15 protein-coding genes are annotated in these 14,644 nt (G+C 67.3%); 5 read left to right on the top strand and 10 right to left on the bottom strand.

Features of this window, described 5'->3' with window-relative positions:
* The coding region (locus BLQ28_RS32170) for a ShlB/FhaC/HecB family hemolysin secretion/activation protein (protein WP_143012612.1) at positions 1-677 on the top strand (677 nt) is incomplete at its 5' end.
* Positions 678-869: 192 nt separating this feature from the next.
* On the opposite strand, the gene BLQ28_RS32165 is transcribed toward BLQ28_RS32170, so the two are convergent.
* The 3 genes from BLQ28_RS32165 to BLQ28_RS32155 all read right to left on the bottom strand — a co-directional run bounded on the left by BLQ28_RS32165 (position 870) and on the right by BLQ28_RS32155 (position 4,895).
* Positions 870-1,865 carry a helix-turn-helix domain-containing protein gene (locus BLQ28_RS32165; protein ID WP_256327538.1) on the bottom strand — a complete coding sequence of 332 codons (996 nt, stop codon included), beginning with the start codon at positions 1,863-1,865 and terminating at the stop codon, positions 870-872.
* A gap of 71 nt (positions 1,866-1,936) precedes the next feature.
* The gene (gene gntK / locus BLQ28_RS32160) at positions 1,937-3,496 is read right to left on the bottom strand and encodes a gluconokinase (protein WP_093247399.1); all 1,560 of its coding nucleotides are present in this window, start codon (positions 3,494-3,496) and stop codon (positions 1,937-1,939) included.
* Positions 3,497-3,542: 46 nt separating this feature from the next.
* On the bottom strand, positions 3,543-4,895 hold the full coding sequence (locus tag BLQ28_RS32155; RefSeq protein WP_093247398.1) for a GntP family permease: 1,353 nt from the start codon (positions 4,893-4,895) through the stop codon (positions 3,543-3,545).
* A gap of 196 nt (positions 4,896-5,091) precedes the next feature.
* Between BLQ28_RS32155 and BLQ28_RS32150 the strand changes: the two genes are divergently transcribed.
* The 3 genes from BLQ28_RS32150 (at position 5,092) to BLQ28_RS32140 (ending at position 8,061) form a co-directional block, all read left to right on the top strand.
* Positions 5,092-6,123 carry an HTH-type transcriptional regulator GntR gene (locus tag BLQ28_RS32150; protein WP_093247397.1) on the top strand — a complete coding sequence of 344 codons (1,032 nt, stop codon included), beginning with the start codon at positions 5,092-5,094 and terminating at the stop codon, positions 6,121-6,123.
* A 178-nt stretch (positions 6,124-6,301) separates the two neighbouring features.
* Complete coding sequence (locus BLQ28_RS32145) at positions 6,302-7,156, top strand: intradiol ring-cleavage dioxygenase (protein ID WP_093247396.1); 855 nt, start codon at positions 6,302-6,304, stop codon at positions 7,154-7,156.
* 146 nt (positions 7,157-7,302) lie between these two features.
* The gene (locus BLQ28_RS32140) at positions 7,303-8,061 is read left to right on the top strand and encodes a sulfite exporter TauE/SafE family protein (protein ID WP_093247395.1); all 759 of its coding nucleotides are present in this window, start codon (positions 7,303-7,305) and stop codon (positions 8,059-8,061) included.
* Between the two features lie 24 nt (positions 8,062-8,085).
* Here the strand turns inward: BLQ28_RS32140 and BLQ28_RS32135 are convergent, their stop codons facing one another.
* The 5 genes from BLQ28_RS32135 to BLQ28_RS32115 all read right to left on the bottom strand — a co-directional run bounded on the left by BLQ28_RS32135 (position 8,086) and on the right by BLQ28_RS32115 (position 11,538).
* Positions 8,086-8,445, bottom strand: coding sequence for a DUF1428 domain-containing protein (locus BLQ28_RS32135; protein ID WP_093247394.1), 360 nt, complete (start codon positions 8,443-8,445; stop codon positions 8,086-8,088).
* A gap of 67 nt (positions 8,446-8,512) precedes the next feature.
* The gene (locus tag BLQ28_RS32130) at positions 8,513-9,985 is read right to left on the bottom strand and encodes a DHA2 family efflux MFS transporter permease subunit (RefSeq protein WP_093247393.1); all 1,473 of its coding nucleotides are present in this window, start codon (positions 9,983-9,985) and stop codon (positions 8,513-8,515) included.
* Between the two features lie 44 nt (positions 9,986-10,029).
* The gene (locus BLQ28_RS32125) at positions 10,030-10,449 is read right to left on the bottom strand and encodes a VOC family protein (protein WP_093247392.1); all 420 of its coding nucleotides are present in this window, start codon (positions 10,447-10,449) and stop codon (positions 10,030-10,032) included.
* 71 nt (positions 10,450-10,520) lie between these two features.
* Positions 10,521-11,048: an SRPBCC family protein gene (locus tag BLQ28_RS32120; protein WP_093247391.1), complete on the bottom strand. Its 528-nt coding sequence runs from the start codon at positions 11,046-11,048 to the stop codon at positions 10,521-10,523.
* A 52-nt stretch (positions 11,049-11,100) separates the two neighbouring features.
* Complete coding sequence (locus BLQ28_RS32115) at positions 11,101-11,538, bottom strand: VOC family protein (RefSeq protein ID WP_093247390.1); 438 nt, start codon at positions 11,536-11,538, stop codon at positions 11,101-11,103.
* 130 nt (positions 11,539-11,668) lie between these two features.
* Here BLQ28_RS32115 and BLQ28_RS32110 point away from each other — a divergent pair, with 130 nt between their 5' ends.
* Positions 11,669-12,322: a TetR/AcrR family transcriptional regulator gene (locus BLQ28_RS32110; protein WP_093247389.1), complete on the top strand. Its 654-nt coding sequence runs from the start codon at positions 11,669-11,671 to the stop codon at positions 12,320-12,322.
* Positions 12,323-12,331: 9 nt separating this feature from the next.
* Here the strand turns inward: BLQ28_RS32110 and BLQ28_RS32105 are convergent, their stop codons facing one another.
* Entirely contained in the window at positions 12,332-12,823 is a 492-nt protein-coding gene (locus BLQ28_RS32105) for a MarR family winged helix-turn-helix transcriptional regulator (RefSeq protein WP_093247388.1), read from the bottom strand.
* Between the two features lie 36 nt (positions 12,824-12,859).
* Complete coding sequence (locus BLQ28_RS32100) at positions 12,860-14,641, bottom strand: acyl-CoA dehydrogenase family protein (protein WP_093247387.1); 1,782 nt, start codon at positions 14,639-14,641, stop codon at positions 12,860-12,862.
* Between the last annotated feature and the right edge of the window lie 3 nt (positions 14,642-14,644).

Genomic DNA, 14,644 nt, shown 5'->3' with positions numbered 1-14,644 from the left:
GGCGTCGCGAGTCACGCAACTTCGTGGATGACACCGAGGTCGAGGTGCAACACCGCGTGGTCGGAGGCCTGGAGTTCAGCCTGAACCACAAGGAGTTCATCGGCGATGCAACGCTCGAGGGCACGCTGGCCTACAAGCGCGGCACGGGAGGCTTCGGTGCAAAGACGGGGCCTGAAGAACTGGCCTACCGTAACGGGAACAGTCCGTTTCTGGAGGGCACCTCGCGCCTGAAGCTCTACACCGCCGACATCAGCCTGAATGCGCCGTTCAAGCTCGGCGAGCAGAAGCTGCGCTACTCCGGTCTGATCCGGGCGCAGTGGAATCGCACGCCGCTGACGCCGCAAGACCGCTTTGCCATCGGCGGGCGCTACACGGTGCGTGGCTTCGATGGCGAGACGAGCCTGTTGGGTGAGCGTGGCTGGCTGCTGCGCAATGACATCGGCTGGGCGATGGGCCAGAGCGGCGCGGAGCTTTATGTAGGCATGGACTATGGCCGCGTGGGCGGTCGCTCCACCGTCAATCTTCTGGGGCGAAGCCTGGCGGGTGCTGTCATCGGTGTGCGGGGGCAGTGGACCAAGCTGAGCTACGACTTCTTCGTCGGCGCGCCTATCAGCAAGCCCGAGGGCTATCGCACGGCGAAGGTCACGCTGGGCTTCAATCTCAACGCGAGCTTCTGAAATCCTTCTCAGACTCCTTCCTGGCAGCAATAACGGCGCAGGGAGAATTCAAGAGGAGCGCACAGCACAGCGAGCCCGCGCAAGAAGGACGGCGCCTCGTCCGTCCTTCCACCCCGCATCAAGCTGCCCAGCCAGCGTGCGGCGTTCGGCGAGCGCATCGGCCACGCATACGTTCGTGCGGTTCGCGCTCTCTCACCCAACACCCCGCAAGCACCCCGCCCGAAACTCCCCCGGCGTCATCCCCTTGATCCTTCGGAAATGTCGGTTGAAATTCGAGATGTTGTTGAACCCCACCTCGTAGCAGATGCTGCTCACCTGCTGCCGCGTCGACGCCAGCAGGCGGCAGGCCTTTGCCACGCGCAGGCCGATCACGAAATCGGTGAAGGTCTGGCCGGTGGTGCGGCGAAAGCAGCGTGAAAAGGCGTTCTCGCGCATGCCGATGATCGCGCCGACTTCGGCGAGCGAGAGTTCGTCAGCGTAGTTGTCGCGGATGTGGTCGATGGCCTTGTGGATGCGCAGCGCACGACCGCTTTCGTCGAAGGTTTCATCGGCAAGGACGGCACCAGCGAGCAGGTGATAGTCGGTCCATTGCGCAAGCTCGTTCAGCAGCGCGGTGAATTCGGCGAAGCGCGCGAGTCCGTTCAGCGTCTCGATGCGTCGCAGCCGCGCGCGCGTGTCCATGCCGAGCCCGACGAACTGCACACCTTGCCGTGCGCGGGCCAGCAGCGGCCCGACATCGCCAAGTTCCGGAAAGAGCGCCATGCCGCGGCGCAGCGGTTCGTCGCTGAAGCGCAGCACGAGGCCATCCGGGGTGCCGATGGGCGGCACGCGGTGCTCGAAGGCAAGGCTGCGGGGCAACCGGGGGCCTAGAAGAACGACGGTGCCGGGCGCGAAGCTGTACGTTTCTTCGTCCGCGCCGCTGCCCAGTCTCAGGCGCGCGGGCATGGCGCCGATCAGATGCAGCTCATGGTCGTGCAGGCAACTTGCGGGATCGTGCCTGCGGGCCGAGAACACGGCGGCCGCTTCGCAGTGGACTGTGGCGCTGGAATCGAGCGCGTCGGCCTGGACGGTCGCCGCAGGCATGGGTCCGCCGCGCCGTGCGGTCGGGTCGATGCCGTGCGGACCGCGCGGCGTGCGCAGCGCAGCCTTCGCATGCAAGCGGGAGATGGGCATGGAGGCCAGCGGCATCGTGTTCAGCAAGACCAGTTCTCCAGCGGGCATCAACTTCAATCAGTCGAAGGAAGGGGAAGGGGAGGGCATCAGCTTTGGCGGGGCGGTTGCGGCACCGCTGTCTGCTGCTGGAACGCGGCGAGCAGCCGGTATTCCTCGCCGAGCTTGCGCGGCAGCGAGAGGTACACCGGCAGCAGTTGCCGGTACAGCGCGGCGTTCTTTGCGTTGGGCGTGTGGCGGTGCGTGGCGCCGACCATGCGCGCGACCACGTCGAGCGAATCGACGTGGCCCAGCGCATAGAGCCCGAGCACGGCGGCGCCGAGGCAGGAGCTCTCGAAGCTCTCGGGCACGACCACTTCGCGGTCGAACACGTCGGCCATCATCTGGCGCCACATGCCCGAGCGCGCGAAGCCGCCGGTGGCCTTGATGTGGGCGCTGCGGCCGGCAATCGACTCGACCGCCGGCAGGATGCTGTACAGGTTGAAGATCACGCCCTCGAGCACCGCGCGGATCATGTGCTCCTTGCGGTGGTGGATGCCCAGCCCGAAGAAGGAGCCGCGCAGGTCGGCGTTCCAGTAGGGGGCGCGTTCGCCGGTGAGGAAGGGGTGGAACACCAGCCCCTCGGAGCCGGCCGACACGCGCTCGGCGATGCGCGTGAGCACCTCGTAGGTGTCGATGCCCAGGCGCTTGGCGGTCTCGGCTTCGGCCGAGGCGAACTCGTCGCGCACCCAGCGCAGGATGATGCCGCCGTTGTTCACCGGCCCGCCGACGACCCAGCGGCGCTCGGCGAGCGCGTAGCAGAAGGTGCGGCCTTCGGGGTCGGTCATCGGGTGGTCGACCACGGTGCGCATCGCGCCGCTGGTGCCGATGGTCACGGCCACTTCGCCAGGGGCCACCGCGTTCACGCCGAGGTTGGAGAGCACGCCGTCGTTGGCGCCGATCACGAAGGGCGTGTCCGTTGCAAGGCCCAGCTGTGCCGCGACGTCGCTCGGCAGGCCTTCGATGTGCCAGGTGGTCGGCACCGGGCGCGGCAGTTGCTCGGCGCGCACGCCGGCGAGCGCGAGCGCGCCTTCGTCCCAGTCGAGCCGCTCGATGTTGAAGAGCCCCGTGGCCGAGGCGATCGAATGGTCGACCTGCCATTGGCCGAAGAGGCGGAAGAACACGTACTCCTTGATGCCGACGAAGCGCGCCGCGCTTGCGAAGAGTTCGGCGCGCTCGTGGCGCAGCCACACCAACTTGGCCAGCGGCGACATCGGATGGATCGGCGTGCCGGTGCGGCGGTAGATCGCATCGCCGTCCCATTCGTCGCGAATGCGCTTGGCCCACGCCGACGCGCGGTGGTCGGCCCAGGTGATGCTGCGCGTGAGCGGCTTGCCCGCGGCGTCGATCAGGATCAGGCTGTGCATCGCCGCGCTGAACGACACGGCGAGCACGTCGGCGGGTGCCGCCTTGCTTTGCTTCACGCAGCCGGCGATGGTGGTGAGCACCGCCTGGAAGATCAGTTCCGGGTCTTGCTCGGCGGCGCCGGCTTCGGGCTGCAGCAGCGGGTATTCGACGGTGTCGTGCGCCAGCACGCGCCCGGCCGGCGTGAAAGCCACCGCCTTGGTGCTGGTGGTTCCGATATCGACCCCGATGACGATGCGGCCCATGGCTTCGGTCTCCTTCGCTTATGCGATCTTGTTCATGCGGTCACCTTCAGACGACCATGCTCAGCAGCATGATGAGCACGATGGCCACGACCGAGATCAGCGTTTCCATCACCGTCCAGGTCTTGAAGGTCTCGGCCACCGTCATGTTGAAGTATTGCTTGACCAGCCAGAAGCCCGCGTCATTGACGTGAGACAGGATCAGCGACCCCGCACCCGTGGCCAGCACCAGCAGCTCGCGGTTCACGCCCGGCACCATGGTGGCGAGCGGCGCGACGATGCCCGCGCCGGTGATGGTGGCGACCGTGGCCGAACCCGTGGCGATGCGGATCACCCCCGCCACCAGCCACGCCAGCAGGATCGGCGAGACCTGCGCATGCAGCGCCATCTGCCCGATCGCGTTGCCCACCCCGCTGGCCACCAGCATCTGCTTGAAGCCGCCGCCCGCGCCGATGATCAGCACGATGGCCGCGGTGGGCGCCAGGCTGTCGTCGACGAACTTCATGATCTGCTTGTTGCTGAAGCCACGCGCGATGCCGAAGGTGTAGAGCGACAGCAGCAGCGCCGCCAGCAGCGCGGTGATCGGATGGCCGATGAAGTCCATCCATTGGCGCACGATGTTCTTGTCGTCCAGCGCCACGTCGGCGAAGGTCTTCAGCAGCATCAGCGCCACCGGCAGCAGCACCGTGACGAGCGTGATGCCGAAGCCCGGCAGCTCGCGCGCCTCGGGTTCGCGCGCCAACTGTTCCAGCAGCTCGGGCGAGGCCTCGCCCGGCACGTACTTCGAGATGAACTTGCCGAAGATCGGACCCGCGATCATCGCGGTGGGCAGGCCGACGATGAGGCCGTAGAAGATGGTCTTGCCGATGTCGGCACCGAACACGCCGATGGCCAAGAGCGGCCCCGGGTGTGGTGGCACCAGGCCGTGCACCACCGACAGGCCGGCCAGCAGCGGGATGCCGATGCGGATCAGCGACACGCCGGTGCGCCGCGCCACGATGAACACCAGCGGAATGAGCAGCACGAAGCCGATCTCGAAGAAGAGCGGAATGCCGACCAGGAAGGCCGCGAACATCATGGCCCAGTGCACGCGCTCCTTGCCGAAGGCGTCGATCAGCGTGCGCGCGATGCGGTCGGCGCCGCCCGACTCGGCCATCATCTTGCCGAGCATGGTGCCCAGGCCCAGTACGATGCCCACGAAGCCCAGCACGCCGCCGAAGCCGTCCTGGAAGGACTTCATCACCAGCTCCACCGGCATGCCCGAGGTCAGGCCCAGGAAGCCCGCGGCCAGCGTCAGCGCGATGAAGGGGTGCACGCGCCAGCGCGTGATCAGAAGGATCAGCCCGAGGATCGCCACCAGGGCGTCGACGAGCAGAAAAACCTCTTTGCTCATTCCGAACATGTGTGTCTCCTGAATCCAGGCGCTGCGAAGGCGGCTGGTGATTGATGAATGGGATAGCGCTATCCCGCACAATCCAAAAAAACCAGCTCTTTGGCGCGCTCGGGTTTTTCCGAATCGGCCAGAGGGCTGGACAGCGCTATCCTAGGACAGCGCTGTCCAATCCAATCTTGGTACTAACCCTTAGATCTCATAGCCCATGGCCGACGCCCCCGAGCGCCCTCGCTCCCGTTCCTCCAGCCACGTTACGCTCGATGACGTGGCCCGCGTGTCAGGCGTCAGCCCGATCACGGTGTCGCGCGCCCTGCGCGGCGCGCGCAATGTGTCGCCCGAGCTGCAGGCCCGCGTGCAGGCGGCGGTCGACCAGCTCGGCTACGTGCCCAACGTGGCGGCGCGCGCGCTGGCTTCGGCCCGCAGCTCGCACGTGGCGGTGCTGATCCCGTCGCTGACCAACCAGCTCTTCGTGGAGCTGCTCGAAGCGGTGCAGGACGCGCTGGCGCCGCACGGCTTCCAGTCGCTCATCGGCGTGACCCACTACGACCCGGCGCAAGAAGAAGCGCTGCTGCGCAGCTACCTCTCGCAGCGGCCGGCGGGCGTGCTGCTCACCGGCTTCGACCGCAGCGCCGCGGCCTTGCGGATGCTCGAGCGCAGCGACGCGCCCTGCGTGTACCTGATGGAAACCTCGACCGCGCCCGGCATCCACAGCGTGGGGTTCTCGCAGCAGGACGCGGGCCGTGCCATCGTGCAGCACCTGCTGCAGCGCGGCCGCCGGCGCATTGCCTATGCCGCGGGCCAGCTCGATCCGCGCGTGATGCTGCGGCTGGAGGGCTATCGCGAGGCGCTGCGCGCGGCCGGCTGCCACGATCCGGCGCTCGAGCTGCTCGTGCCGGGGCCGACCTCCATCGCGCTGGGCGGCCGGCAGTTCGAAGACCTGCTCGCGCGCCATCCCGACGTGGACGCCATCTTCTATTGCAACGACGACCTTGCTCAGGGCGGGTTGCTCGCCGCGCTGCGCACCGGCGTGCCGGTGCCGGAGCGCGTGGCGATCGCCGGCTTCAACGACCTCGGCGGCAGCGACCAGATGCTGCCGCCGCTGACCACGGTGCGCACGCCGCGCCAGGCGATCGGCGAGCGCGCGGCCACCATGCTGCTGGCGCTGATGCGCGCGGAGGCGGTGGCCGAGCGCACGGTGGACCTGGGCTTCGAGTTGATGGTGCGGCAGAGCAGTTGAGTCGGCGGGGGCGACCTCGCGGCACGACAAGCCGTTCGTGCCCTAGCCCCTCTTTGCAGACGCGCTCATCCGCGACCGTTCCGCTGGCCGGAAAAATCATTTGCGCCCCTGGTGCTTTCAGCACAGCGAGGTGCGGCCTACAGTGCGCCGTATTGACGAGACAACCGGAGACACCACGATGCGCAACCTCAACCAGGACAACATCACGCAGGCCGTGCTCGCACGCCTTGCCGACACGCCCGATCCGCGCCTGCACGAGATCCTGACCAGCCTGGTGCAGCACCTGCACGCCTTCGCGCGCGAGGTGAAGCTCACCGAGGCCGAATGGTTCCAGGGCATCCAGTTCCTGACGGCCACCGGCCAGAAGTGCGACGACAAGCGCCAGGAGTTCATCCTGCTGTCGGACGTGCTGGGCCTGTCGATGCTCACCATCGCGATGAACAACGACAAGCCGGCCGGTTGTACCGAGGCCACCGTGTTCGGCCCGTTCTATTTCGAGGGCGCACCCGAATACGAAAACGGCGCCGACGTGGCCAACGGTGCCAGCGGAGCCCCCTGCGACGTGCATGCGACGGTGCGCGGCCTCGGTGGCGAGCCCGTGCCCGGCGCGGTGGTCGACGTGTGGCAGGCCGACGAGGGCGGCCACTACGACGTGCAGCACGAGGGGCTGGACCACGCCGAGAACCGCGGCCGCCTGCACACCGATGCCGACGGTTCGCTGCACTTTCGCAGCGTGCTGGCCGAGGCCTACCCGATCCCGGTCGACGGGCCGGTGGGCGACCTGCTGCGCGCGACCGAACGCCATCCGTGGCGGCCCGCGCACCTGCATTTCAAGATCGAGGCGCCGGGCTACGAGCGGCTCATCACCCATGTGTTTCGCGAGGGCGACCAGTGGCTCGATTCCGACGCGGTGTTCGCGGTGCGCCAGTCGCTGGTGGCGCCGTGGAAGCTGCAGGACAACGGCCGCTGGCGGCTCGATTTCGACTTCGTGCTCAACCCCGAGGCAACCGGGCACGCTGCCGGTTTGCGCTGATCAACCGGTGCGCTGAAAACGCGCGCACCGCCGGGCGTGGGCGCTGGCCCGAACGACGGCCCATCTCGCCAGCAAGATCGCGCCTGTCCTGCTACGCTCGCCAAGCCTGCCGCCACGGCGGGCTTTTTTCTGCGCTCTTCACTCCCATGGTCTTTCCCCTCATCACCGATCCGCATTTCTATGCGGTCGCCATTCCCGCCGTGCTGCTGCTCGGCATCAGCAAGAGCGGCTTCGGCGCCGGCTTCGGTTCACTCGCGGTGCCGATGATGGCGCTCGCGGTCACCGTGCCGCAGGCCGCCGCGATCCTCATGCCGCTGTTGCTGCTGATGGACCTGCTGGGCCTGGCCGCATTCCGGCGCGACTTCGACAGCACGCTGCTGAAGTTCCTGATCCCGTTCGGGCTGCTGGGCACGGTGATCGGCACGCTGCTGTTTCGCATGCTCTCGCCGCACACGGTGGCGGGCATCGTCGGTGTGTTCACGCTGCTGTTTCTTGCGCAGCGCCTGCTGTTTCCGCCCAAGCCCGATGACCCGCTGCCTTCGCGCGGCGTGGGCGCGGTGCTGACGACGGTGTCGGGCTTCACCAGCTTCATTGCCCATGCGGGTGGGCCGCCGATCAATGCCTACGTGATTCCGCTGCGGCTCACGCCGGTGGTGTTCACCGCGACGATGGCCTACTTTTTCTTCGTGGTGAATCTCAGCAAGTGGATTCCCTATGCGTGGCTCGGCTTGCTCGACTTTCGCACGCTGGCCACCTCGCTGGTGCTGATGCCGATCGCGCCCTTCGGCGTGTGGGTCGGCATTCGCATCGCACGCCGCATCGACGCGACGTGGTTCTATCGCTTCGTGTACCTGGGCATGCTGCTCACGGGCCTCAAGCTCGTGTACGACGGGTTCGTCGCCTGAGCTTGAGGCCGGTGTTGCGCAAGCTCAGAGTTCGACGATGGACTTGAAGCCGCCGAAGATCATGCGCTTGGCATCGAAAGGCATGGTCTTCGGGTCCATCGAGGCGATGCGCGGGTCGGCCATGACCTTGGCGTTCACCGTGTCGCGGTGCTTGCGCGACTTGTAGGTGATCCACGAGAAGGCCACCGTTTCGTCGGCCTTCTGCTTCACGCTCTGCGGAAACGACGTGAGCTTGCCGGGCTTCACGTCGTCGGCAATGCACTCCACGTATTCGAGTGCGCCGTACTCCATCCAGACCTTGCCGGCCTTGCGTGCCAGCTTGCGATAGGCCTCGACGTTTTTGGTGGGAATGGCAACGATGAATCCGTCCACATAACGAGCCATGGATGTTCTCCTGAACAAGGAATAGAAGCGTTGAAGAAAAAAGACGGGCGCTTGCATGGCGTCGTGTTCAAGACGACGCCGTTCCGCCTGCCGTGCCTGGGGTTGCCGTTTCTTCGTTGTTCTGCATTTGCGCCGGCGAAGCGGTGCGAAGCAGCAAGACCCCGATCAGACCCGCCGCCGCCGCGAACACGGCGCCGACAAGAAACGCAAGGTTGTAGCCACCGGTGAGCGCCAGCGGCATCTGCGCGCCGGCCGCATCCATCGCGCTGGTGCGTGCCGCCGCGGCGCTGGCCAGCACGGCCAGGCCCAGTGCGCCGCCCATCATGAAGGCGGTGTTGACCACGCCCGAGGCCAGGCCCGAATCGGCCGGGCTGACCTCGCTCATGGCCGCCAGCAGCACCGGGTTGAAGGCCATGCCGGCGCCCAGGCCGAGCAGCATCATGCCGGGCAGCACGTCGACCACGAAGTTGCCGTTGACCGGTGCGCGCGCAAACAGCGCCAGGCCGATGGCCGCGAGCCACAGCCCGGCCGCGAGCGGCTTGCGGATGCCGAAGCGCATCACCAGCCTGGCCGACAGGCCCAGCGAGAACACCGCCATGATCACGTTGGCCGGCAGGAAGGCCAGCCCGATCTGCATCGGCGTGTAGTTCAGCACCAGCTGCATGTACAGCGCCGAAATGAAGAACCACGCGAACATCGCCGCCGCCCACAGCACGCCCACCACGTTCGCCACCGACACGCTGCGCAGGCGGAACAGGCCCAGCGGCATCAGCGGATGCTGCACGCGCGCCTCGATGGTGATGAACACGGCCAGCAGCACCACGGCCGCGCCGAGCAGGCCCACCGTTTGCGTGGAACCCCAGCCGGCCTCGTTGCCATTGACCACGCCATACACAGCGAGCATGAGCGACAGCGTGACGGTGACCGCGCCGGCCACGTCGAGCTTTTCGCCGTGCGCCTGGCCGCGCGCATTGGGCAGCAGCGCCACGCACAGTGCGTACACGGCAATGCCGATGGGCAGGTTCACCAGAAAGATCCAGTGCCAGCTCAGCGAGCTGGTGAGCAGGCCGCCGAGCAGCACGCCGATGCTGCCGCCGCCCGCGCAGACGAAGCCGTAGACGCCCATGGCCTTGGCGCGCTCGGCCGGTTCGGTGAAGAGATTCATGATCAGCGAGAGCGACACGGCGGAGACCACCGCGCCGCCCAGCCCCTGCACCGCGCGCGCCGCGACCAGCAGCACCTGCGAGTTGGCGATGCCGCAGGTCAGCGAGGCGAGCGTGAAGAGAACGAGGCCGATCAGGAAGAGCTTGCGGTGGCCATAAAGGTCACCGAGCCGGCCGCCCAGCAGCAGGAAGCCGCCGAAGGTCAGCATGTAGGCGTTCACCACCCAGACCAGCGAGGTTTCGGTGAAGCCCAGGTCGGTGCGGATCGAAGGCAGTGCGACGTTCACGATGGTGGTGTCGAGCACGATCATCAGGACGCCAAGGCACAGAACCATCAATGCGAGCCAGCGCTTGCGGCTGTCGAGTGTGTCGGTCATGGGAGGTGATCTCCAGGAAACGCGGAAAAAAAGGAAGGGAAGGGTCAGAGCATCGGCTTGCCGCCGTTGATCAGCCAGGGCGTGCCGAAGCGGTCGGTGACCATGCCGAAGGCCTCGACCCAGAAGGTCTTGGCAAAGGGCATGGTGACGTGGCCGCCGTCGGCGAAGGCGTTGAACACGCGCTGTGCGTCGGCAACGGACTCGATGGTCAGCGCAACGCCGAAGCCCTTCATGCCTTCATAGGGCATGCCGGGCATGCTGTCGGAGGCCATCAGCATGCCGTCGCCGTAGGTCAGCGCCGCATGCATGATGCGATTCGCCGCGCCGGGCGGGAACTGCTCGGCACCGGGCGCTTCGCCCATGGTCATCATCATCTGCATCTTGCCGCCGAGTGTTTTCTCGTAGAAGCGCATGGCCTCTGCAGCGTTGCCGTCGAACGTGAGGTAAGCGTGAATGGGAGACATGGTGAGGTTTCCTTCGGGGTGTGGTGAGGTGAGTCGGTGTGGGTGAATGGATGCGCGTCGAATGGGCCGGTTTACTTTTCTGTCGCTGTCTTGAGGTTGGCAAGGCCGGCCTCGAAATCCTTGCCGATCATCTGGTCCATGTTGAAGAAGATGCCCATCAGCTTGGCGACGTAGGGGCTCTTGCCCTGCATCGACCAGGTGACCATGGTGGCATCGCCTTGCGGCTGCAGCGTGAACTCCGCCAGGTTGTGGCCTTCCATGGGGCTCGTGAAGTCGAGGTTGATCGCGATCTTCGAAGAAGGCGAAGACTCGGCGATTTCCATGCGGCCCGCGCCCGCCTTGCCTTTGCTGTCCCAGGCATAGGTGGCGCCCTTGCCGCTGGCGCTGCCGCCGAAGGTGCGCTTCATCTCGGGGTCGAGCTTTTCGTAGGGCGACCATGTGCCCCAGCGGTGAAAGTCGTCGATGAGCGGAAAGATCTTCTCGGCCGGTGCCTGGATGCGCGCGGTGCGTTCCACCCGGAAGGTGTCGGGGCGGGTGGCCGCGAAGATCAGCAGCGCGGCGATGGCGGCGACGACGACAAGGGCAATGGTCTTGAGCATGGGGTGTTCCTGAGTCCCGGTGTGAGTAGTGGTGGAGAAGAAGAAATGCCGGTCAGCCCGGCTGCTTGACGACCAGCAGCCAGCCCACACCGAAGCGGTCGGTGAGCATGCCGAAGCTGGAAGTGAAGAAGGTCGGGATCAGCGGCTGCATCACTTGGCCGCCGTCGGCCAGCGCGTCGAACCACTTGTGCGCGTCGGCATCGCTGTTGGCGGTGAGCGCCAGCATGACGCCCTTGAATTCGGCCTGGCCCGAGCAGCGGCCGTCGGAGGCCATCAGTTCGGTTTCGCCGATGCGCACGACCGAGTGCATCACCTTGTCGCCGGCAGGCATGGCGCCGCCGCAGCTGGCATCGGCGTTGTCCGAAGGCGCGGGTGCCGGCGCTTCGCTGTAGCGCAGCAGCTGGAGAACTTCGGCGCCGAGCGCCTTCTTGTAGAAGCCGAGGGCTTCGTCGCAACGGCCCTCGAACGAGAGGTAAGACTGGACTTTCATGACAGTTCCTTTGGCGAAAAGGTGTGTGGGTGGGCCTCCGGTGTCTCAGGCCGCAAACGATTGGATTAGTTTGTGTACACCGTCCACAAAGAATAGCAGAGATAATGGACAGTGTCCACATGGAGAAGCAATGAAGCTCAACAACGTCCCCGCCGGCCTGCCCGCCGCCCGCAGCACCTATCGCCATGGCGATCTGCGCCGCGCGCTGCTGGACGCGGGCATCGAGCTGGCCCGCGATGGCGGCCCCGATGCGGTGGTGTTGCGCGAGGCCACGCGGCGCGTGGGCGTGGTGCCGAATGCGGCCTACCGCCACTTCGGCAGCCGGCAGGAGTTGCTGCTGGCGGTGCGCGAAGCGGCCCTGTCGGCGGCGGCCAGCGCGATGGAGAAAGAACTGGCCGTGCTGCCCTGCGACCAGCCGCCCGCCGACTTCGCGCGGGCGCAGGTGCGTGCCATCGGCACCGCCTATCTGCGGTTCGCGCAGGCCGAGCCCGGCCTGTTCCGCACTGCGTTCGTGATTTCCGACGAGGGCAACGGCGAGCTGGGTCCGGCAAGGGCCGGTGCCAGCGGGCTCGATTCCTTCCAGTTGCTCAGCGCGGCCATCGACCGGCTGGTGGAGGCGGGCGTGCTCGATCCGGCACGTCGCCCCGACGCCGAATACTTCGCGTGGTCGGCCGTGCACGGCCTGGCATTGCTCGTCATCGACGGGCCCTTGCGCGGCACCGATGCCGCCGCCGTCCATTCGCTCGGGCAGCGCCTGATCGACATGGTCGAGCGCGGCCTCTGAGCGGGCGGGCTACAGGTAGATCTTCTGCAGCAGCTTGATGAGCGCTTCGCGCTCGCGTGCCGTGAGCTTGGCGCTGGCGTCGGCCTCGAGCTGCACCACAGCCTGCTCGGCCTCGCGCACCAGCGTCTCGCCGGCCGCCGTCAGGTGCAGTCCCACGGCGCGGCCGTCATGCGGATGCGGCCTGCGCTCGATCAGGCCCCGGCTGTCCAGCGTGGCCACCAGGCTCACGAGGTTCGGCGGCAATATGTCGAGCGTGTTGCACAGCTGCCGCGACGTCGCGCCCGGGTTGTGCGCCAGCAGTGACAGCACCGAAAAATCGATCTGCTTGAGCCCGTAGGGCGCCATGCGCTCCGCAAAAAGATCGCTGACGACCAGCCATGCACGGCGGGCGTTGTAGCCGACCAGGGTTTCGAGCATGCGCGCGTCGAGCCGGTCGGACTTGCCTTGCGGCGCCGCGGTCAGCTCGCCTTTCGCGGGGACGGGTTTCGGTGAAGGGCGCATGGCAAGAGCGTAACCGCCCGCGCGGCTGCCGTATGCCTACTGCGCGACATCCGTGGCCTTCGTTGCCGTTGTCCCCGCCGAGTGCGCGAGCGCCACCGTCTCGCAGGCCCGCTTGACGATGCCGAGCCGCATCTCGAATTCGGGCAGCACCCAGCGCCGGAAGGCGGCAGCCGCCCGGACGCGCGCGATGCGGCCCGGGTCGCTTGAGGCGACCGTCTCATCCGCCGCCTCGATGCGCGCCCACGCCCAGGCCATCATCGTGAGCGCCACCACGCGCAGGTAGTCGTCGGCCACCTCGTGCGGCAGCACGGGGTTGGCATGCGCGGCCATCGCGACGGTGGTGCCCAGGTAGCGCAACTGCGCCAGCCGTCGCTGCACGTCGGCGTCGGCCTCGCGCGACGCATCCAGCGTGTCGCGCAACTCGAGCAGCACCGCCGACATGGCGGCGCCGCCATCGGGCAGCACCTTGCGCACCAGCAGGTCGATGGCCTGGATCTCGTTGGTGCCCTCGTAGATCATCGTCACGCGCGCATCGCGCACCACCTGCTCGATGCCCCATTCGCGCACGTAGCCGTGGCCGCCGAGCACCTGCAGGCATTCGCTCGCGCCCTGAAAGGCCTGCTGCGTGCAGGCCGCCTTCAGCACTGGCGTGACCAGCGAGCACCACCGCTGCGCGCGCTCGCGGGCCTTGGGGTCGGCATCGTGCGCGGCAACGTCGAGCATCAGCGCACTGCGGTAGGCGAGGATGCGCGCGCCGTCGATCCAGGCGCGCTGCGTGTCGAGGATGCGGCGGATCGCCGGATGCTCGGCGATCAGGTCGGCAGGCTCGCTGCCCCGGCTCGCGGGCACGGGGCCGGGCGCGCGCATCTGGCGGCGCTCGGCCGCATAGGCATCGGCCTTCTGCCAGGCGGCATCGAGCAGCCCGATGCCCTGCAGCGCCACATGCAGGCGCGCCGAATTCATCATCACGAACATCGCGGCCAGGCCCCGGCCCGGTTCGCCGACCAGCCAGCCGGTGGCTTCGTCGAAGCGCATCGTGCAGGTCGGGCTGCCGTGCAGGCCCATCTTTTCTTCGATGCGTTCGCAGTGCACCGCATTGCGTGTGCCGTCGGGCAGCAGCTTGGGCACGAGCGCCAGCGACAGGCCCTTGGGCCCGGCCGGCGCATCCGGCAACCGGCACAGCACGAGGTGCACGATGTTCGGCGTCAGGTCGTGCTCGCCGCCCGAAATGAAGATCTTGCCGCCGCTCACGTGCAGGCTGCCGTCGGCCTGCGGCACGGCGCGCGTGCGCACCTGCCCCAGGTCGCTGCCCGCGTGCGCTTCCGTCAGGCACATCGTGGCCAGCCATTCGCCGGTCGCGATCTTCTGCAGATAGCGCTGCTTCAGTTCCTCGCTGCCGTGGTGCTTGAGGCAGGCGTACGCACCATGCAGCAGGCCCGGCGCCATCGTGAGGCCATGGTTGGCCGCAGCGAGCCATTCGTAGAGCACCGCTTCGAGCACGGCGGGCAGGCCCTGTCCGCCGTCTTCGGTGGCCGCCGAAAGCGCCGGCCAGCCGCCATCGACAAAGGCCTGGTAGGCCGCGCGAAAGCCCGGTGGCGAAACCACTTCGCCATCGGCGAAGCGGCAGCCGGTTTCATCGCCCTCGCGGTTGATCGGCGCCACCACCTCGCCGACGAAGCGCGCGGCCTCTTCGAGCACCTGAGACTGCAGGGCTTCGTCGACCTCGGCAAAGGGCGCGAGCGCACCGAGGCGCGCTGGCGCATCGAGCACGGCGTTCAGCAGAAAGCGGACGTCTTCGGGGCGGGGCTTGTAGTCCATCGG

Origin of the sequence: Variovorax sp. EL159, assembly GCF_900100965.1 — a bacterium.
In the GTDB taxonomy this organism is placed as follows: Bacteria; Pseudomonadota; Gammaproteobacteria; order Burkholderiales; family Burkholderiaceae_C; genus Variovorax.
The sequence above is the reverse complement of the archived record's forward strand: the minus strand, read 5'-3'. Positions and strand labels throughout refer to the sequence as shown.

Bases quoted from the DNA above. Each gene is read 5' to 3' on its own strand.
- BLQ28_RS32155 (WP_093247398.1), bottom strand. From the start codon at position 4,895: ATGTTCGGAATGAGCAAAGAGGTTTTTCTGCTCGTCGACGCCCTGGTG.
- BLQ28_RS32150 (WP_093247397.1), top strand. From the start codon at position 5,092: ATGGCCGACGCCCCCGAGCGCCCTCGCTCCCGTTCCTCCAGCCACGTT.
- BLQ28_RS32135 (WP_093247394.1), bottom strand. From the start codon at position 8,445: ATGGCTCGTTATGTGGACGGATTCATCGTTGCCATTCCCACCAAAAAC.
- BLQ28_RS32105 (WP_093247388.1), bottom strand. From the start codon at position 12,823: ATGCGCCCTTCACCGAAACCCGTCCCCGCGAAAGGCGAGCTGACCGCG.
- BLQ28_RS32130 (WP_093247393.1), bottom strand. From the start codon at position 9,985: ATGACCGACACACTCGACAGCCGCAAGCGCTGGCTCGCATTGATGGTT.
- BLQ28_RS32120 (WP_093247391.1), bottom strand. From the start codon at position 11,048: ATGCTCAAGACCATTGCCCTTGTCGTCGTCGCCGCCATCGCCGCGCTG.
- BLQ28_RS32145 (WP_093247396.1), top strand. From the start codon at position 6,302: ATGCGCAACCTCAACCAGGACAACATCACGCAGGCCGTGCTCGCACGC.
- BLQ28_RS32165 (WP_256327538.1), bottom strand. From the start codon at position 1,865: ATGCCGCTGGCCTCCATGCCCATCTCCCGCTTGCATGCGAAGGCTGCG.
- BLQ28_RS32125 (WP_093247392.1), bottom strand. From the start codon at position 10,449: ATGTCTCCCATTCACGCTTACCTCACGTTCGACGGCAACGCTGCAGAG.
- BLQ28_RS32100 (WP_093247387.1), bottom strand. From the start codon at position 14,641: ATGGACTACAAGCCCCGCCCCGAAGACGTCCGCTTTCTGCTGAACGCC.
- gntK (WP_093247399.1), bottom strand. From the start codon at position 3,496: ATGGGCCGCATCGTCATCGGGGTCGATATCGGAACCACCAGCACCAAG.
- BLQ28_RS32115 (WP_093247390.1), bottom strand. From the start codon at position 11,538: ATGAAAGTCCAGTCTTACCTCTCGTTCGAGGGCCGTTGCGACGAAGCC.
- BLQ28_RS32110 (WP_093247389.1), top strand. From the start codon at position 11,669: ATGAAGCTCAACAACGTCCCCGCCGGCCTGCCCGCCGCCCGCAGCACC.
- BLQ28_RS32140 (WP_093247395.1), top strand. From the start codon at position 7,303: ATGGTCTTTCCCCTCATCACCGATCCGCATTTCTATGCGGTCGCCATT.